Origin of the sequence: Streptomyces sp. NBC_01803 (assembly GCF_035917415.1) — a bacterium.
Lineage (GTDB): Bacteria > Actinomycetota > Actinomycetes > Streptomycetales > Streptomycetaceae > Streptomyces.
Map to the genome: position 1 here is coordinate 1,022,576 of NZ_CP109073.1, position 21,848 is coordinate 1,044,423.

Genomic DNA, 21,848 nt, shown 5'->3' on the forward strand with positions numbered 1-21,848 from the left:
CCCCTTACCGAAAGAGGTGAGTGTGGGGGGCGGAAATGGCCGGGCCGGCTGGAGCCCGGCCGATTCCGTCAGGAGATGCCGAATTCCTTGCCGATGAACTCGAATACCTCGTCATCGCTGGCGGTTTCGAGTTCCACGGCGTCACGAGCTGTGGGGTTCTCGTCGTCCTCCGCCGACGAAGGCTCCGTATCCACCCAGCGCGTCATCAGTGAGCGAAGACGGGAGGTGATGGCCGTTCGTCCGTCGTCGTCGGGTGCGGTGTTGAGGAGCGCCGATTCCAGCCGGTCCAACTCACCGAGGACAGCGGAAACCTGGGAGCGGCTCGGGGCCAACTCGGTTCGAAGGTGCTCGACCAGATCGCCGGGGGTCGGGTAGTCGAAGATCAGGGTGCTCGGCAACCGCAGCCCCGTTCCCATGGCCAGCCTGTTGCGCAACTCGATCGCCGTGAGCGAATCGAATCCCATATCCCGCAGCGCTTGTCCCGGCCGGACCGAGTAGGAGGAGGGAATACCGAGCACCGCCGAGACCTGTTCGCGGACGATGTCGAGGAGGAGTTTGTGCTGTTCGGTATCGGGGAGGCCGGCCAGCCGCTGGGACAGGTCGGGAACCGTGGCCGTCCCGGCCGCGATCTGGCGCCGCACCGGAACACGGACCAGCGCTTTGAGCAGCGCGGGAAGCGGACTCGTCGCGGCGCGGGCCCGCAATGCCGGAAGATCGAGGCGGATGGGGACGGCAAGCGGGTCGGTGATGCCCGTACCGGTGGCGGTGTCGAAGAGGGCGAGTCCTTCGGTGTCGGACAGCGCGGTCACCCCGTTGCGGGCCATCCGCTCCAGTACCTCACCACCCGCCATCCCCTCACTGCTCGCCCACGGGCCCCAGGCGAGAGAGGTAGCGGGCAGACCACTGGCATACCGGTACTGGGCCAGCGCGTCCACAAAGGCATTCCCCGCCGCATAAGCCCCCTGACCCGGACTCCCGAAAATCCCCGCAGCCGAAGAGAACACCACAAACGCCGACAACCCCATACCCGCGGTCAGCTCATGCAGATTCCACGCCCCCGCCACCTTCGCCCGCAACACACGACCAACCTGCTCCGCAGACAGACCAGTGACAACACCATCCTCAACAACCCCCGCCGCATGCACCACACCACTCAAAGAACGCCCGGCCAGCACCCCCGCCAAAGCCTCCCGGTCCCCCACATCACACGCCACCGACTCAACCCGCGCCCCCAGACCCACCAACTCACCAACCAGCTCCTCACCCACACCCCGACGACCCACCAACAACAGCTCACCCACCCCATGCGCAACCACCAGATGCCGCGCCACCAACCCGCCCAGCGCACCCGACGCACCCGACACCAGCACCGGCCCCCCACCAAACGAAGAACCACCACCCCCCACAACCGGCCCACGCACCAGCCTCGGCACCCACAACCCACCACCCCGCACAGCAACCTGCGACTCACCCGAAACCAGCACCGCCGGCAACACCGACCCAAGCTCCGTGTCCCGGTCCAGATCCAGCAGAACAAACCGGCCCGGATGCTCCGACTGCGCCGAACGCACCAGACCCCACACCCCCGCCTGCACCACATCCGGACCCTCACCACCAACCGACACAGCACCCCGCGTCACAAACACCAACCGCCCAGCACCAGACCCCTCACCCCCAAGCCACCCCCGCACCACATCAACAGCCCACAACACACCCGCCTCAGCCCCCTCAAACCCAGGCCACGACACCACCACCACACCACCGGAACCACCGGAACCACCGGAAGAAACACCGCCCGGGCCCGGCACACCCGCGGAAACCCCGACCCCCACCGGCACCGCCCCAACCACCGGCACCGCCTCAACCACCGGCACCGCCTCAACCACCGGCACCGCCTCAGCAACCGGCAGCGCCTGCCACGCCACCCGGAACAACGCCGAGTCCATCCCCCCACCCGCAGCCGAAACCTGCTCAGCCGACACCGGCCGCAACACCAGCGACTCCACCACCACCACCGGCAGACCACGACCATCCACCGCCACCAGCGACACCGCATCCACACCAACCCGCGCCAACCGCACCCGCAACACCGACGCACCCGAAGCGAACACCCTCACACCCGCACACGAGAACGGAACCCGGGCCCCACCATCCCCACCCAACAAACCAAGCCCATGCAACGCCGCATCCAGCAACGCCGGATGCACACCAAAACCAGCCACATCCGTACCCTCAGGCAACCCAACCTCAGCAAAAACCTCCTCCCCCACCCGCCACACCACCCGCAACCCACGAAACACCGGCCCATACACCAACCCCAGTTCCGCCAACCCGTCGTACTGGCCGTCAATCTCGACCGGCTCCGCACCCACGGGCGGCCACGGTTCGAGGGCGCTCGGCGCTTCGCCCTGTGCCTCGGAGACCACACCTGTGGCGTGGCGCGTCCATGGGTCGGATGGCTCGGCACTGTCGGGGCGTGAGTACACGTGCACCGTGTGACTGCTGTCCACGAGGACCTGGAGTTGGAGCGCCGCCTGCTCGGGCACCAACAGCGGGCTCTCAAAGGTCAGCTCCTCGATGCGGTCGCATCCCACCTCTTGCGCGGCGCGGAGGGTCAGGTCGACCAGTGCCGTCCCCGGCACCAATACGGCACCCATCACCACGTGATCGGCCAACCACGGCTGCTCGGCCAGCGACAGCCGGCCGGACAGCAGCACGCTTCCGTCGTCGGCAGCCGCCACCGTTGCCCGAACCAGCGGGTGGTCCGCCGAGCGAAGCCCCGCGCCCGTCAGGTCGTCCGACATCGTTCGGCTCTCCAGCCAGTAACGCTGCCGTTGGAAGGCGTAGGTCGGTAGGTCGACATACCGAGCACCGCTGTCCGCGAAGACCCCCGCCCAGTCCACCCGTACCCCGCACGCATGCAGCTCGGCGATGGCGGAGGCCACGCTGACGTCCTCGGGGCGCCCCGGGCGGAGGAACGGAACGACGGTGGCGTCCCCGTCCAGGATCTCTTTCGCCAGGGCGGCAAGGGTCCCACCCGGGCCGATCTCCACAAACGCGCTCACACCCTGACCCACCAGAGCCTCAACAGCATCCGCGAAACGGACCGGCTCGCGGATCTGCCGCACCCAGTAGTCAGGGGCGGTCAGCTCCTCATCCGCCACCAGGCGACCCGTCAGGGTCGAAACGACGGGCAGCGTGGGCGCGTGGAACGCCACCGACTCCAGCTCCGCACGGAACGCGGCCAGCATCGGCTCCATCAACGGAGAGTGGAAAGCATGCGACACCGCCAGCCGCCTGCCCCTCAGCCCGGCCGTCACCTCACCCACAGCCGACGCATCCCCCGACACCACCACCGAAGCAGGACCATTCACCGCGGCGATACTCACCCGATCCCCGAAACCCGCCAGCAACGGCACCACATCACTCTCCGACGCCGCAACCGCCACCATCACCCCACCCGCGGGCAACTCACCCATCAACCGCCCACGCGCCACCACCAGACGAACCGCATCCCCCAACGAGAACACCCCCGCCACACAAGCCGCCGCGAACTCCCCCACCGAATGCCCCGCCACCACATCAGGCCGCACACCCCACGACCCCAGCAACCGGAACAACGCCACCTCAACCGCGAACAACCCCACCTGCACAAACCCCGTACCGCCAAGCCCCTCCCCCGCCCCCCCGAACACCACACCCCGCAACGACCGACCCAAAAAAGCGTCCGCACACGCGCACACCTCATCAAAAGCATCCGCGAACACCGGAAACACCCCATACAACTCCCGGCCCATCCCCACCCACTGACTCCCCTGCCCCGAGAACAAGAAGGCGCTCTTCCGGCCCGGCACGGCGAGGCCGCGGGCGATTCCCGCCGCTTGCCGCCCATCGGCGATAGCGGACAAGGCTTCCAGCAGTTCGTCCCGGTCCCGGCCGCCTGCCACAGCACGGAATTCCAGCGCGGCCCTCGCCGTCGCCAGCGAGTAGCCCACATCGACCGGACGCAGTTCGCCCTGCTCGGCAACGTGATCCCGCAGGCACCGAGCCTGGGCACGCAGCGCCGCCTCGTCCTTCGCCGACAGGGGCCACAGCACCACAGGTGCCGTCGACTCATCGCTGCTCGGCCTCACCCCGGCCGGCACCCCGGCCGACTCAACCGGCTCGGCCGGGACCTGCTCCAGCACCACATGCGCGTTCGTGCCGCTCACGCCGAAGGAGGACACGCCCGCCCGGCGCGGGTGGCCGTTCTCCGGCCAGGCAACGGCTTCCGACAACAGCCGCACCGCGCCCGCCGACCAGTCGATGTGCGGCGACGGCTCGTCCGCGTACAGACTCGATGGCAGGACACCGTTCCGCATCGCCATCACCATCTTGATGACTCCGGCGACGCCGGCGGCGGCCTGCGTGTGCCCGATGTTCGACTTGATCGAGCCGAGCCACAACGGCCGGCCCTCCGCGCGCTCTTGGCCATAGGTGGCGATCAGCGCCTGGGCCTCGATCGGGTCACCCAGCGACGTACCCGTGCCATGCGCCTCCACCGCATCCACATCCGCCGCCGACAACCCGGCGTTCGCCAGCGCCTGCCGGATCACCCGCTGCTGCGACGGACCATTCGGAGCCGTCAGACCATTCGACGCACCATCCTGATTCACCGCCGAACCCCGCACCACCGCCAACACCGGATGCCCCATGCGGCGCGCGTCGGAGAGCCGCTCCACAAGCAGCATGCCGACACCCTCGGACCAGCCCGTCCCATCCGCAGCCGCCGAGAAGGACTTGCATCGGCCGTCGGCGGCCAGACCGCGTTGGCGGCTGAACTCGATGAAGACATTCGGCGTTGCCATCACCGCGACGCCGCCCACCAGGGCCATGGTGCATTCGCCCTGCCGCAACGCCTGCGCCGCCAGATGCAACGCCACCAACGACGACGAACACGCCGTATCCACCGTCACCGCAGGACCCTCAAGCCCAAACGTGTAAGCCACCCGCCCCGAGGCGACACTGCCCGCCGAACCGATGCCGAGCTGCCCCTCGAAGGCATCGGGGGCAAGCGAGGCGCGCGTGCCGTAGTCGTGGTACATGACGCCGACGAACACGCCGGTCCGGCTCCCCCGCACCGAAGTGGGGTCGATGCCCGCCCGTTCCATTGCCTCCCACGAGACTTCGAGCAGCATGCGCTGCTGCGGGTCCGTCGACAGCGCCTCGCGCGGCGAGATACCGAAGAACGCCGGGTCGAACTGCCCCGCGTTGTAGAGGAATCCGCCCTCGCGGGTGTAACTCGTGCCCCCGTGATCCGGGTCGGGGTGGTACAGCGCGTCGACGTTCCAGCCCCGGTCCGTCGGGAAGCCACCGATGGCATCGCTGCCGCCGGCCACCAGCCGCCACAGGTCCTCGGGGGACCACACGTCGCCGGGGTATCGGCAGCCCATGCCGACGATCGCGATCGGGTCATCGACGGAGGACGACACCGGAACGAGGGCGGCGCCCTTGTCCGCCGTCCGTGCGGCGGTGCCGCCGAGGGCGCCCACCAGGTGGTCGGCCAGGGCGATGGGCGTCGGGTGGTCGAACACGAGGGTCGCGGGCAGGCGCAGGCCGGACGCCGTGTTCAGCAGATTGCGCAGCTCCACCGAGGTGAGTGAGTCGAAGCCCAGGTCGGTGAACTGCCGCCTTACATCGACACTTTCGGCCGACTCGTGGCCGAGGACGGTGGCGACACTCGTGCGCACCAGGTCGAGCAACAGTTCATGCTGCGCGTCGTCGGTCAGTCCGGCGAGCCGCTGGGCGAGGGAGGACTGACCGGCGGACTGCACAGCACCGTCGACGGACTGCCGCGGGGGCGGGGTGCGAACCAGTTCGCGCAGCAGCGGTGGCAAGGTACCCGCACGTGCCTGGGCTTCCAGCGCCCGCGCTTCCAGCCGAATCGGGACCACCAGGGGCAGCCCGGATCGGCTCGCTGAGTCGAACAGGGCCAATCCGCTGTGGGTGTTGAGAGCGCCAATTCCGGCACGAACAGCGCGCCGCCGGTCCACGTCGCTCAATCCGGCGGTCAGCGCGCTCGCTTCCTCCCACGGGCCCCAGGCGAGAGAGGTAGCGGGCAGACCACTGGCATACCGGTACTGGGCCAGCGCGTCCACAAAGGCATTCCCCGCCGCATAAGCCCCCTGACCCGGACTCCCGAAAATCCCCGCAGCCGAAGAGAACACCACAAACGCCGACAACCCCATACCCGCGGTCAGCTCATGCAGATTCCACGCCCCCGCCACCTTCGCCCGCAACACACGACCAACCTGCTCCGCAGACAGACCAGTGACAACACCATCCTCAACAACCCCCGCCGCATGCACCACACCACTCAAAGAACGCCCGGCCAGCACCCCCGCCAAAGCCTCCCGGTCCCCCACATCACACGCCACCGACTCAACCCGCGCCCCCAGACCCACCAACTCACCAACCAGCTCCTCACCCACACCCCGACGACCCACCAACAACAGCTCACCCACCCCATGCGCAACCACCAGATGCCGCGCCACCAACCCGCCCAGCGCACCCGACGCACCCGACACCAGCACCGGCCCCCCACCAAACGAAGAACCACCACCCCCCACAACCGGCCCACGCACCAGCCTCGGCACCCACAACCCACCACCCCGCACAGCAACCTGCGACTCACCCGAAACCAGCACCGCCGGCAACACCGACCCAAGCTCCGTGTCCCGGTCCAGATCCAGCAGAACAAACCGGCCCGGATGCTCCGACTGCGCCGAACGCACCAGACCCCACACCCCCGCCTGCACCACATCCGGACCCTCACCACCAACCGACACAGCACCCCGCGTCACAAACACCAACCGCCCAGCACCAGACCCCTCACCCCCAAGCCACCCCCGCACCACATCAACAGCCCACAACACACCCGCCTCAGCCCCCTCAAACCCAGGCCACGACACCACCACCACACCACCGGAACCACCGGAACCACCGGAAGAAACACCGGGAGCCCCCACCGGCACATCCGCGGAAACCCCGACCCCCACCGGCACCGCCCCAACCACCGGCACCGCCTCAACCACCGGCACCGCCTCAACCACCGGCACCGCCCCAACCACCGGCACCGCCTCAGCCACCGGCACCGCCTCAGCCACCGGCACCGCCCCAACCACCGGCACCGCCTGCCACGCCACCCGGAACAACGCCGAGTCCATCCCCCCACCCGCAGCCGAAACCTGCTCAGCCGACACCGGCCGCAACACCAGCGACTCCACCACCACCACCGGCAGACCACGACCATCCACCGCCACCAGCGACACCGCATCCACACCAACCCGCGCCAACCGCACCCGCAACACCGACGCACCCGAAGCGAACACCCTCACACCCGCACACGAGAACGGAACCCGGGCCCCACCATCCCCACCCAACAAACCAAGCCCATGCAACGCCGCATCCAGCAACGCCGGATGCACACCAAAACCAGCCACATCCGTACCCTCAGGCAACCCAACCTCAGCAAAAACCTCCTCCCCCACCCGCCACACCACCCGCAACCCACGAAACACCGGCCCATACACCAACCCCAGTTCCGCCAACCCGTCGTACTGGCCGTCAATCTCGACCGGCTCCGCACCCACGGGCGGCCAGGAAGGGAAGGCGCTGTTCGGGCTCGGCGTACCGGACATCACTGTTCCGGAGGCGTGCCGGGTCCACTGCTCGTCAGCGCCGGCACCTTCGGGGCGGGTGCTGATCTGGACAGGGCGGCGTCCTGATGCCTCCGAGTTGCCCACGGCGACCTGGAGTTGAAGCGCTCCTTCCTCGGGCAGCACCAGCGGGGCGTGAAGGGTCAGTTCATCGATCTGTCCGGACCCGACCTCTTGGCCCGCACGCAGCGCGACCTCGATCAGCGCCGTGCCGGGTGCCAGGACCGTCCCGTGCACCACGTGGTCGGCCAGCCAGGGTTGGTCGGCCAGCGACAGCCGGCCGGTCAGGATCGCGCCTTCGCCGTCGGGCAGGATCACGGCCGCGCCGAGCAGCGGATGTCCGGCTACCTCCAGACCCGCACCCGCGAGGTCGCCTCGCAGGCGCGGTGCTTCCAGCCAGAAGTGCCGTCGTTGGAAGGCGTAGGTCGGTAGGTCGACATACCGAGCACCGCTGTCCGCGAAGACCCCCGCCCAGTCCACGCCCACACCGCGCACATGCAACTCGGCAACAGCCCCCGCCAGCGCGACATCCTCCGCCCGATCCTTCCGCAGAACCGGAACCACGACCGCCGACTCATCCACCAACTCCCGCGCCAACGCCGCCAACGTCCCACCCGGGCCGATCTCCACAAACGCGCTCACACCCTGACCCACCAGAGCCTCAACAGCATCCGCGAAACGGACCGGCTCGCGGATCTGCCGCACCCAGTAGTCGGGAGCGGTCAGCTCCTCATCCGCCACCAGGCGACCCGTCAGGGTCGAAACGACGGGCAGCGTGGGCGCGTGGAACGCCACCGACTCCAGCTCCGCACGGAACGCGGCCAGCATCGGCTCCATCAACGGAGAGTGAAAAGCATGCGACACCGCCAGCCGCCTGCCCCTCAGCCCGGCCGTCACCTCACCCACAGCCGACGCATCCCCCGACACCACCACCGAAGCAGGACCATTCACCGCGGCGATACTCACCCGATCCCCGAAACCCGCCAGCAACGGCACCACATCACTCTCCGACGCCGCAACCGCCACCATCACCCCACCCGCGGGCAACTCACCCATCAACCGCCCACGCGCCACCACCAGACGAACCGCATCCCCCAGCGAGAACACCCCCGCCACACAAGCCGCCGCGAACTCCCCCACCGAATGCCCCGCCACCACATCAGGCCGCACACCCCACGACCCCAGCAACCGGAACAACGCCACCTCAACCGCGAACAACCCCACCTGCACAAACCCCGTACCGCCAAGCCCCTCCCCCTCCCCCCCGAACACCACATCCCGCAACGACCGACCCAACAAGGCATCCGCACACGCGCACACCTCATCGAAAGCATCCGCGAACACCGGAAACACCCCATACAACTCCCGGCCCATCCCCACCCACTGACTCCCCTGCCCCGAAAACAAGAACGCCGTACGGCCACCGGGAACGGCGGTTCCGCGCACCAGGCCGGGGGCCGACTCACCCCGCACCAACGCCCGCAGACCACTCAACAGGCCATCCACATCCGAACCCACCACAGCCGCCCGATGCTCCACATGAGCACGCGACAACGCCAACGACAACGCGATGTCCGCGAGACCGGGTTCGGGGTGGTCGCTCACATGGGACAGCAGCCGCTCGGCCTGGTCGCGCAGGCCGGCAGGGTTCTTGGCCGACAGGGTCCATGCCACCACGGGCGGTGCTTCCACGCGGCGCTCCGCGGGGGGCGGTGCGGCGGGCGGCTCCTCAATGACGACGTGGGCGTTGGTGCCGCTGACACCGAACGAGGAGATGCCTGCTCGGCGTGGGTGGCCGTTCTCCGGCCAGGCGACGTCCTCGGTCAGAAGACTGACAGCACCAGCCGACCAGTCCACATGCGGCGACGGCTCATCGACATGCAGCGTGCGCGGCAGCAGCCCATGCCGCATCGCCATCACCATCTTCATGACGCCACCCACCCCGGCGGCGGCCTGCGTGTGCCCGATGTTCGACTTCAACGACCCCAGCCACACCGGCCGATCACCGGCACGCTCCTGGCCATACGTCGCGATCAGCGCCTGGGCCTCGATCGGGTCACCCAGCGACGTACCCGTGCCATGCGCCTCCACCGCGTCCACATCCGCCGCCGACAACCCGGCGTTCGCCAGCGCCTGCCGGATCACCCGCTGCTGCGACGGACCATTCGGAGCCGTCAGACCATTCGACGCACCATCCTGATTCACCGCCGAACCCCGCACCACCGCCAACACCGGATGCCCCTCGCGCACCGCATCCGACAACCGCTCCACAAGCAGCATGCCGACACCCTCGGACCAGCCCGTCCCATCCGCAGCCGCCGAAAACGCCTTGCACCGGCCATCCGCCGCCAGACCCCGCTGACGGCTGAACTCGATAAAAGTGTTCGGTGTCGACATGACCGTGACGCCACCGGCCAGGGCCATGGTGCATTCGCCCTGCCGCAACGCCTGCGCCGCCAGATGCAACGCCACCAACGACGACGAACACGCCGTATCCACCGTCACCGCAGGACCCTCAAGCCCAAACGTGTAAGCCACCCGCCCGGAAGCGATGCTGCCCGCGCTGCCGTTGCCGAGGTAGCCCTCGAACCCTTCGGGCACGACGGGGAGTCGGGACCCGTAGTCGTGGTACATGACGCCCGCGAACACTCCGGTCCGCGAGCCCCTGACCGATGTCGGGTCGATCCCGGCGCGCTCGAACGCCTCCCACGACGCCTCCAGCAGCAGCCGCTGCTGCGGATCCATCGCCAACGCCTCACGCGGCGAGATACCGAAGAAGTCGGCGTCGAAGTCTCCCGCGTCGTGCAGGAATCCGCCTTCGCGCGTGTAGGTGGTGCCGTGGTGGTCGGGGTCCGGGTGGTACAGGTCGTCGACGTTCCAGCCGCGGTCGGTCGGGAAACCGGAGACCGCGTCGCCGCCGCCGGCCACCAGCCGCCACAGGTCTTCGGGGGTCGTCACGCCGCCGGGGTAGCGGCAGCTCATCCCGACGATCGCGATCGGTTCGTCCCCGGCCGGGGCAGCGGTGATGGCGGCCGGTGGCCGTCCCGCCTCGGTGTTGTGGCTCGACACGTTCCCGTTCGCGCCCAGGAGTTCAGCGCGCAGGTGGCCCGCGAGTGCCTGCGGGGTGGGGTGGTCGAACACGAGGGTCGCGGGCAGGCGGATGCCGGTGGCCGCGTTGATGAGGTTGCGCAGCTCGATGGCGGTGAGGGAGTCGAAGCCGAGTTCCTTGAACGCGCGGTCGGAGGCGATGTGCGCGTCCGTCGCGTGGCCGAGAACAGTGGCGACCTGACCGCGGACGAGGTCCAACAGCAGCCGTGTCTGCTCGGGTTCGGTAAGCGGGGCGAGGCTCTGGGCCAGGGTCGCCGAGGGCAGCGCGGGCGTTCCGTGGACGGCGTCCGGGACGGCGCGGCGGGCCGTGGTCGTGACCAGTGCGCGCAGCAGCGGCGGGACGCTCGTCTCACCGGTCAGGCCGGGCAGGTCCAGTCGGCTCGTGAAGAGCACGTCGTCGGGTGCGCCGCAGGCGGCGTCGAAGAGGGCGAGAGCTTCCTCCGAGGCCATGGCGATCAGGCCCAAGCGCCGGGCGCGGGCCCGGTCGGCGGCGGCGAGTTTGCTGGTCATGCCGCTGTCCTGGGCCCACAGGCCCCATGCCATGGACACGGCGGGGAGGCCCTGGGCGCGGCGGTGCCGGGCGAGCGCGTCGAGATAGGTGTTGGCCGCCGCGTAGTTGGCCTGCCCGGGACCGCCGAGGGTGCCGGACATGGAGGAGAAGAGGATGAAGGCGTTGAGGTCGAGGTGCCGTGTCAGCTCGTGCAGGTGCCAGGCGGCGTCGGCCTTGGGGTGCAGGACGCGCCGCACCTGGTCGGCTGTCATGGAGGTCACGGGGCTGTCCTCGACGACGCCGGCGAGGTGCACGACGGCCTTCAGCGGGTGCCCGGCCGGGATGTCCGCCAGGAGGTGGACGAGGGCGTCGCGGTCGGCGGTGTCGCAGGCCGCGATGGTGATGTCCGCGCCCAGTGCGGTGAGTTCGGCGCGGAGGGCGTCGGCGCCTTCGGCGTCCGGGCCACGCCGGCTGACCAGCAGCAGGCGCCGCGCGCCGTGCTCGGTCACCAAGTGCCGTGCCACGAGGGCACCGAGGACGCCGGTGCCGCCGGTGATCAGGACCGTGCCGTCGGGGTCGGCGGCGAACGGGGACGGCGTGGGCGGGGGCATGGTCAGGACGAGTTTGCCGACGTGCCTGGCCTGGCTGAGATGGCGGAACGCCTCCTGCGCGTGCCGGACGTCCCAGCAGGTGAGGGGTAGCGGCTGGAGCTCGCCGGCCTCGAAGAGCGTGACGATGGCGCGCAGGATCTCGCCCATGCGGTCCGGTCCGGCTTCGGAGGGGAGGAACGCCTGGTAGGTGACGGCTGGTTGGGCGGCGAGGTCGGCGATCTGCTCGACGTCGCGGAGGTCGGTCCTGCCGAGTTCGAGGAACCGGCCGCCCTGGGTGAGGAGCCGCGCGGATGCGTCGATGAAGTCCCCGGTCAGGGAGTTCAGCACCACGTCCACGCCCCGGCCGCCGCTCGCGACCCGGATGCGGTCCTCGAAGTCCAGCGAGCGCGAGGAGGCCAACCGGTCCTCGGGCACGCCGAGTCCGGCCAGGGCGGGCCACTTCCACGGGCTGGCCGTTCCGAACACCTCGGCGCCCAGGTGGTGCGCGAGCTGGACGGCGGCCATGCCGACGCCGCCGGTGGCGGCGTGCACGAGCACTCGTTCTCCGGGGCGGACTTCCGCCAGGTCGACCAGCGCGTAGTAGGCGGTGAGGAACGCGACGGGAACGGCCGCCGCTTGCGCGTACGACCAGCCTTCGGGCATCCGTGTCACAAGTCGCTGGTCCACGATCGCGGCCGGGCCGAACGCCTCGGTGACCATGCCGAACACGCGGTCACCCGGGCGGAGTTCCGTCACGCCGGGGCCGGTCTCCAGGACGGTTCCGGCGGCTTCGTAGCCGAGGGGCGCGGGCTCGGGGAACATTCCGAGGGCGATCAGCGCGTCGCGGAAGTTGACGCCCGCGGCGCGGATCGCGAGGCGTACCTGGCCTTCGCCGAGGGTGCTTCCGGCCGGGTCGGCAGGGTTGTCGGCCAGCGCGAGGGCGTCGAGTGTGGCGGAGTCCGTGGTTGTCAGGCGCCAGCCGCGGGCGCCCGCTTCGGGCACGAGCGCGTCGCCCGGCCGGGGCCGGACCAGCCGGGGCACAAACGCGGCTCCTCGCCGCAGGGCGAACTGCGGTTCGCCGCCCGCCAGAACGCCGGGCAGCGCGGCCCACGACTCCTCGTCGCCGTCCCAGTCGGCGAGGACGAGTCGGCCCGGCTGCTCGGACTGCGCCGAGCGCACGAGGCCCCAGATCGCGGCCTGCGCGAGGTCGGGTTCGCCGCCTTCGCCGCTCACCGTCATGGCGTCGCGGGTGAGGACGACCAGCCGCGAGTCGGTGAACCGCTCGTCCGCGAGCCAGTCCTTGACAAGATCGAGCGCGTGGTGAGCGGTCACGTGCGCGGTTTCGCCGGGGATGGCGGCAAGGACGGTACGGGGGACGGGTGTTCCGGTGTCGATGGCCCGGGCGAGGGCGGCCAGGTCGGCGTGGTGCGCCGCCGGAGTAGCGGCCCCGTCGGTCCCGTCGGTCCCGGCAGTCCGGGCGGTGCCGGCGGTCCCGGCGGGTGCGAGGCGGGCGATCGTGTCCGCCGGGTCGGGGCGGCCGGGGGGCGTGGGCTGCCAGTCGAGCCGGAAAAGAGAGTCGTGCGGGGAATGGCCGGAGCGGGCGGCGAGCGTCTCCCGCATGCGGTCGGCGGTGAAGCGGCGCAGGGCGACGGTGCCGATCGAGGCGACGGGCCGGCCGTCGTCGTCGGCCACGAGCGCGGAGACGGCGTCCGTGCCGACGGGAGCGATCTTGATACGCACGGCCCGCGCGCCGGTGGCGTGCAGGGTCACTCGCTGCCAGGAGAAGGGCAGGAGACAGTCGCCGGTCTCGGCGCCGGAGAGGAGGCCGAGCCACGAGCAGTGCATCACCCCGTCGAGAAGGGCCGGATGCAGACCGTAGGCGGCGCCGTCCGCGTCGCCGGGCAGCGCGGCCTCGGCGTACATGGTGTCGCCGTCGCTCCACACGGCGCGCAGGCCGCGGAAGGTAGGGCCGTAGTCGAAGCCGAGTGCTTCGAGCCGGTCGTAGAGGACGCCGTGGAGGTCGTCGGCGTGGAGTCGGGTAGCGCCGGGGGGTGGCCATGACGTCAGGTCGAACGGCTCCCCCGGCTCTGTGGTGTGCCTGGTGTTCCGCGGAGCGAGCCGGCCGGTGGCGTGGCAGGTCCAGTCGTCCGCCGGGTCGTCGTCGGCGCGGGAGGAGATGTCGATGTCGCGGCGGCCGTGTTCGTCGGCGGCGCCGAGGGTGATGCGCAGCGCGACGCCCCCTCCGTCGGGGAGGACGAGCGGGGCTTCGAGGGCGAGTTCTTCGAGCTGCTCACTGCCGGTCTCCTGGCCCGCCCGCAGGGCGAGTTCGACAAAGGCCGTGCCGGGCAGGAGGACCGCGCTGAAGACGCCGTGCTCGGCGAGCCAGGCGTGCGCGGCCGGGGAGAGACGGCCGGTGATGAGGTGACCGCCGTCGGGCAAGCCGACCCCACCGGTGAGCAGCGGGTGGGGGACGGGGCTGAGGCCGATCTCCGTCGCGTTCGCGGAAGCGGGCAACGGCAGCCAGTAGTGCTCGCGTTGGAAGGCGTAGGTGGGCAGTTCGAGTCGGCGGGCACCGCGTCCGGCGAAGAAGCTGTGCCAGTCGACGGGGACCCCGTGGGCGTGGCATTCGGCCAGGGCGGCGGTGAGGGCGAGCGGTTCGGGGCGGTCGGCGCGCAGGGCCGGGAGGGCGGTCGCGGTGCCGTCGAGCAGTTCCGTGGCCAGTGCGGCGAGGGTGCCGCCGGGGCCGATCTCCAGGCAGGTGGTCACCTCCTGGCTCGCCAACTCGGTCACGGCGTCGGCGAAGCGGACCGGCTCGCGGATCTGCCGCACCCAGTAGTCGGGAGCGGTCAGCTCCTCATCCGCCACCAGGCGACCCGTCAGGGTCGAGACGACGGGCAGCGTGGGCGCGTGGAACGCCACCGACTCCAGCTCCGCACGGAACGCGGCCAGCATCGGCTCCATCAACGGAGAGTGAAAAGCATGCGACACCGCCAGCCGCCTGCCCCTCAGCCCGGCCGTCACCTCGCCCACAGCCGACGCATCCCCCGACACCACCACCGAGGCAGGACCATTGACCGCGGCGATACTCACCCGATCCCCGAAACCCGCCAGCAACGGCACCACATCACTCTCCGACGCCGCAACCGCCACCATCACCCCACCCGCGGGCAACTCACCCATCAACCGCCCACGCGCCACCACCAGACGAACCGCATCCCCCAGCGAGAACACCCCCGCCACACAAGCCGCCGCGAACTCCCCCACCGAATGCCCCGCCACCACATCAGGCCGCACACCCCACGACCCCAGCAACCGGAACAACGCCACCTCAACCGCGAACAACCCCACCTGCACAAACCCCGTACCGCCAAGCCCCTCCCCCTCCCCCCCGAACACCACATCCCGCAACGACCGATCCAAAAAGGTGTCCGCACACGCGCACACCTCATCAAAAGCATCCGCGAACACCGGAAACACCCCATACAACTCCCGGCCCATCCCCACCCACTGACTCCCCTGCCCCGAAAACAGGAACGCCGTACGGCCACCGGGAACGGCGGTTCCGCGCACCAGGCCGGGGGCGTTCTCGCCTCGGGCGAGGATCTGGAGTCCGCTGATCAACTCGGCGCGTTCCGTACCCAGGACGGCCGCGCGCGTTTCGAGGGTGGCGCGGGTGGTGGCGAGGGACAGTCCGATGTCGGCGGGTCGGGCGTCGAGGTGCTGGTCGAGGTGGGTGAGGAGCCGCTGTGCCTGGGCGCGCAGGGCGGTGGTGTCCTTGGCCGAGAGTGGCCAGATCACCGGGAGTCGCTCGGCCGCCGGACCGTCGTGGGCGTCGTGGATCTCCTCGGCGGGGGTGGTGTCGTCGGGGGCCTGTTCGACGATGATGTGGGCGTTGGTGCCGCTGACGCCGAACGACGACACGCCAGCTCGGCGCGGGTGGCCGTTCTCCGCCCAGGCGACGGGCTCGGTCAGCAACCGGACCGTCCCCGCCGACCAGTCCACGTGCGGCGAGGGTTCATCGACGTGCAGGGTGCGCGGCAGCAGCCCGCCGCGCATCGCCATCACCATCTTGATCACTCCGCCGACCCCGGCGGCGGCCTGCGTGTGCCCGATGTTCGACTTCAACGAGCCCAGCCACAGGGGCCGTTCGGCGGGACGCTCCTGGCCGTAGGTGGCGATCAGGGCCTCGGCCTCGATCGGGTCACCCAGCGACGTGCCCGTGCCGTGCGCCTCCACCGCGTCGATATCCGCCGGCGTCAGGCCCGCGCTCGCCAACGCCTTCCGGATGACGCGCTGTTGCGACGGGCCGTTGGGCGCGGTGAGGCCGTTGGACGCGCCGTCCTGGTTGATCGCGGAGCCGGGAATGAGGGCGAGCACGTGGTGGCCGTTGCGGCGGGCGTCGGAGAGGCGTTCCAGCATCAGCATGCCGACGCCCTCGCCCCAGCCGGTGCCGTCGGCGCCGGCGGCGAACGCCTTGCAACGGCCGTCCGGCGCGAGGCCGCGCTGCCGGCTGAATCCGACGAAGGCGCGGGGGCTGGACATGACGGTGACACCGCCGGTAAGGGCCAGGGAGCATTCGCCCTGCCGCAGGGCCTGGGCCGCGAGGTGGAGGGCGACGAGCGACGACGAGCAGGCGGTGTCGACGGTCACGGCCGGGCCTTCGAGGCCGAACGTGTAGGCGAGGCGGCCGGACACCACGCTGGCGGCGCGGCCGGTGAGGAGGTAGCCCTCGACCGCGTCGGGCACCTGATGGAGCAGCCCGGAGGCGTAATCCTGGGCGTAGTCCTGGCCGTTGGAGCCGATGAAGACGCCGGTGCCGCTGCCGCGCAGCGTCGCCGGGTCGATGCCGGACCGCTCGAACAGCTCCCAGGCGACTTCGAGGAGCAGCCGCTGCTGGGGGTCCATGGCGAGTGCTTCGCGCGGGGAGATCCCGAAGAACGCGGCGTCGAACTCGCCCGCGTCGGGCAGGAAGCAGCCTTCGCGGACGTAGCTGGTGCCGGGGTGTTCGGGGTCGGGGTCGTAGAAGGCGTCCAGGTCCCAGCCGCGCCCGGTGGGGAAGGTGCCGATGGCTTCGCGACCGTCGGTGAGCAGCCGCCACAGGTCTTCGGGTGAGCGGACGTCGCCGGGAAAGCGGCAGCTCATGCCGACGATGGCGATCGGCTCGTCGTCGCGCGGCGGTTGGCCTCCCGTCGCCGACGTGCCCGTCACGGCCGCCATGGCCGGGTCGGCCGGGTCGGCGGGCCGCTGTTCGTGGCCGGCGATGCGCGTGTGCAGATAGCCGGCGAGGCCGGTGGGGGTCGGGTGGTCGAAGACGACGGTCGTCGGGAGCCGGGTACCGGTGGCGGCGGACAGGCGGTTGCGGAGCTCGACGGCGGTGAGCGAGTCGAACCCGGCCTCGCGGAACGCCTTTCCGGGCTGGACGGCTTCCAGTCCGGGGTGGCCGAGGACGGCGGCGGCCTCGGCGCGGACGAGATCCACGACAGCGCGGGCGCGTTCGGCGGCGGGCAGCGCTGCCAGCCGCTGGGCAAACGGGGATTCGCCGCCCGCCTCGGGGACGGCGGTGGTGTCCTGGCCGTTGATGTGCTGTCGCGCTTCGGGGAGTTGGCCGAGGAGGGCGGGGGCGAGCGTGGGGGCGTACCGCTTCCAGTCGATGTCGGCGACGGTGACGGCGGTGTCGTCCTGGTCGATGGCGCGGCGCAGTGCCTGGACGGCCCGCTCGGCGGCCATGGGCAGCAGGCCGCGCCGCCGGGCGCGTTCCTCGACGGCGTCGGTGACCAGGCCGCCGGTGCCCCACGATCCCCAGGCGATCGAGGTGGCGCGCAGGCCCCGGGCGCGGCGGTACTGGGCCAGGGCGTCGAGATAGGCGTTGCCGGCCGCGTAGCCGCCCTGGCCGCCGTTGCCGACGACGCCGGAGAGGGAGGAGAAGAGGACGAACAGGTCCAGGTCGTCGCGGTCGGCGGTGAGTTCGTGCAGGTTGCGGGCGGCTTCGACCTTGGGTCGGAGCACGTTGTCGAGCCGGTCGGGGGTGAGCGCGTCGAGGACGCCGTCGTCGAGCGTTCCGGCGGAGTGGATCACGCCCGTGAGGGGGTGCTCGGTGGGCAGGTCGGCCAGCAGGTCGCGCAGCGCGTCACGGTCGGCTGCGTCGCAGGCGGTGATGGTCACCCGGGTGCCGTGGGCCTCCAGTTCGGCCCGCAGCTCTTCCGCGCCGGGCGCGGCGGGGCCGCTGCGGCTGGTGAGGAGCAGGTGGTCGGCTCCCTCCGCCGCCAGTCGGCGGGCGACGTGAGCGCCGATGGAGCCGGTGCCGCCCGTGATGAGGATGGTGCCGGTCGGCCGCCAGTCGGGGCGTCGTGGCGTGCTCGCGGGGGCGCGGACGAGGCGGCGGACGAAGACGCCCGTCGGGCGTACGGCCGTCTCCCGCTCGTCTCCGGAGTGGGCGAGGATTCCGGCGAGTCGGGTCAGGGCGCGGGAGTCCAGGTCGTCCGGCTCCGGCAGGTCGATGAGGCCGCCCCAGCGTTGCGGCTGCTCCAGGGCGATGACGCGCCCCAGGCCCCAGAGTTGGGCCTGTGCTGGGTCGCGGACGGGGTCGGCCGGTCCGGTGGAGACGGCGCCGGAGGTGAGGCACCACAGGGGTGCGGCGATGTCGGCGTCGCCGAGCGCCTGGGCGAGGATCACGGTGCCGTCGAGGGCCGTCGACACCGGGCGGCCGGGAAGGAGTTCGCCGTCGAGGGCGAGCAGGGACACGACGCCCGCGCTGTCGGCGCTTGCCGACTCGCGCAGCCGCTCGGCCAGTGCGGCGCGGTCGTCGGCCGGGGAGACGGTGACGGTCGTGACGCTGGTGCCGTGGCCGGTCAGGGCGCGGCGGACGGCGTCGACCGTGGCGTGGTCGGTGTGCCGTTCGGGAACGGCGATGACCCAGGTGCCGGTTGGCGCGGGGTGGTTGCCGGAGCTCAGGGGCTGCCAGGTGACGCGGTAGCGCCAACTGTCGGCGGCGGAACGCTCGGTGGTCTCGCGGTGCCAGCGGGAGAGGCCGGTGACGAGGTCACCGAGCGAGGCGTCGGCGTCGGGGTCGAGGGCGAGGGCGGTGGCCAGCTCGGGCAGGTCCTGGCGGGCGACGGCGTCCCAGAATTCGGCTTCTTCGGCCGAGGTCGTGGCCGTGGCGCCGGCGGTGGCGGCGGGGCTTTCGGGGGCGAGCCAGTAGTGGCGGCGTTGGAAGGGGTAGCTGGGCAGGTCGACGGGCTGGGCCGGCCAGCCGGTCATCAGCGCGGGCCAGTCGACATCGGCCCCGGCCGTGTGGGCCTCACCGAGGGAGAGCAGGAACCGTTTCGCGCCACCCTCCCCGCGCCGCAGCGTCGCCACCGCCCTCGCGCTCTCCGCCCCGGCGGCCTCGAACGTCTCCTGGAGGCCGACCGTCAGCACCGGATGCGGACTGACCTCCACGAACACCGAGTGACCCTCGTCCAGCAGACGGCGCGCCACCTCCTCGAACCGCACGGTCCGCCGCAAGTTCTGGTACCAGTAGGCGGCGTCCAACGGAGCGTCGACGGGTTCGCCGGTGACCGTGGAGTAGAACGCGACCTCGGGTGTCGCGGGCGTGATCCCGGCCAGGACATCGGCCAGTTCGGCTTCGATTTCTTCGACGTGGGGGCTGTGGGAGGCGTAATCCACAGGAACCCGCCGCACCCGCAGACCATCCCCCTCACACACCGCGAGGAAATCCTCCAGCGCGTCCGCGTCACCCGACACCACCACCGACGCCGGACCATTCACCGCCGCCACACCCAACCGCCCACCCCAACCCGCCACACGCACCCGCACATCCGCCTCAGACGCGGCCACCGACGCCATCCCCCCACGCCCCGCCACCCGCGCCAGCAGACGACTGCGCAACGCCACCACCCGCGCCCCGTCCTCCAACGACAACGCACCCGCCACACAAGCCGCCGCGATCTCACCCTGCGAATGCCCCACCACCGCCGCCGGCACCACACCCGCGGCACGCCACACCTCGGCCAGCGACACCATCACCGCCCACAACACCGGCTGCACCACCTCAGCCGCCTCCAGCACCGGCGCACCCGCAACCCCCCGCAGCACACCCTCCAGCGACCACCCCACATACGGAGCCAACGCCGCCTCACACGCCGCCATCCACTCCCGGAACAACGCCGACGAATCCAGCAACCCCACCGCCATCCCCGCCCACTGCGAACCCTGACCGGGAAAGACAAAGACGACGGCCTGTTCGGGGTCGGCGGCTCCCCGCACGAGGTGCGACGCGGTGCGGCCCTCGGCCAACGCGCGCAGAGCGTCCGCGAGTTCGTCGCGGTCGGTGCCAACGACCACGGCCCGGTGCTCGAACATCGCCCGCGACGTCACCAACCCCCGCGCCACCCCGACCGGATCACCCTCCAGCACCCCCGCCACCCGACCCGCCAGCTCCCCCAACGCCTCCACCGAACGAGCCGACACCACCAACGGCACAACCACCGGATCCAGCAACCGCGGAACGCCCCCCACCACCGGCCCCACCACATCCGCATCCGGCGCCTGCTCGATCACCGCATGGGCGTTGGTCCCACTGATCCCGAACGACGACACCCCCGCCCGACGCGGACGCCCACCCTCCGACAGCCAAGGCACCGACTCCGTCAGCAACCGCACCCCACCCACCGACCAATCGACGTGCGGCGACGGCTCGTTGACGTGCAGCGTGCGCGGCAGAACGCCATGGCGCATCGCCATGACCATCTTGATGACCCCACCCACTCCGGCGGCGGCCTGGGCGTGCCCGATGTTCGACTTCAACGACCCCAGCCACAACGGCCGTTCGGGGGACCGCTCCCGCCCGTACGTGGCGAGCAGCGCCTGCGCCTCGATCGGATCACCCAGCCGGGTACCCGTGCCGTGCGCCTCCACCACGTCCACATCCGACGCCGACAACCCGGCATTCGCCAACGCCGACCGGATAACGCGCTCCTGCGCCGGTCCGCTGGGCGCGGTGAGCCCGTTCGACGCGCCATCCTGGTTGATCGCCGTCCCACGCACCACCGCCAGCACCCGATGCCCATTACGCCGGGCATCGGACAGCCGCTCCAGCAGCAACATCCCCACGCCCTCCGCGACGCCGAAGCCGTCCGCCGCCGCCGAAAACGCCTTGCACCTGCCATCCGGCGCGAGCCCGCGCTGCCGGCTCATCTCCATGAACAGGCCCATCGACGACATGACGGTCGCGCCCCCGGTCAGGGCCATCTCGCATTCGCCCGTGCGGAGCGCCTGAACGGCCAGGTGGAGGGCGACCAGTGACGACGAGCAGGCGGTGCCGACCGTCACCGCGGGGCCTTCGAGGCCAAGGGTGTAGGCGATGCGGCCGGACGCGACACTGGTGTTGTTGCCGGTGACCAGGTAGCCCTCCAGCTCCTGTCCCGGCTCCTGCATGAGGGGGCCGTATTCCTGCGAGAGGATGCCGATGAAGGTGCCGGTGCCGCTGCCGCGCACGGCCCCCGGGTCGATGCCCGCCCGCTCGAACACCTCCCACGCCGTCTCCAGCAACAACCGCTGCTGCGGATCCATCGCCAACGCCTCACGCGGCGAAATCCCGAAAAACTCCGCGTCGAAACCGGCCGCCTCCCCCAACAACCCCGCCTCACGCTGGTAATACCGACCCGAAGCCGCCGGATCAGCGTCATACAGCCCCGCCACATCCCAACCACGATCGGCCGGCAACGGACCCACCACGTCAACGCCGTCCGCGACGATGCGCCACAGCCGTTCGGGACTGTCGGCCTGGCCGGGAAAACGGCAGCTCATGCCGACGATGGCGATCGGCTCGGAGTCCCTGGCCTCGGCGTCGCGCAGCCGCCGCCTGGTCTGCTTGAGATCGGCGGTGACGCGCTTGAGGTAGTCCAGGAGCTTCCGCTCGCCCGGCTGGTTGCCCTGCTGGTTCTCGTCGTCTCGCATGTCGTG

General features: G+C 70.8%; 1 protein-coding gene. It reads right to left on the reverse strand.

The annotated features are described in order from the left end of the window. Positions 1-68: 68 nt before the first annotated feature. Positions 69-21,842 carry a type I polyketide synthase gene (locus OIE51_RS04160; protein WP_326595590.1) on the reverse strand — a complete coding sequence of 7,258 codons (21,774 nt, stop codon included), beginning with the start codon at positions 21,840-21,842 and terminating at the stop codon, positions 69-71. Positions 21,843-21,848 lie beyond the last annotated feature (6 nt).

Bases quoted from the DNA above. Each gene is read 5' to 3' on its own strand.
- OIE51_RS04160 (WP_326595590.1), bottom strand. From the start codon at position 21,842: ATGCGAGACGACGAGAACCAGCAGGGCAACCAGCCGGGCGAGCGGAAG.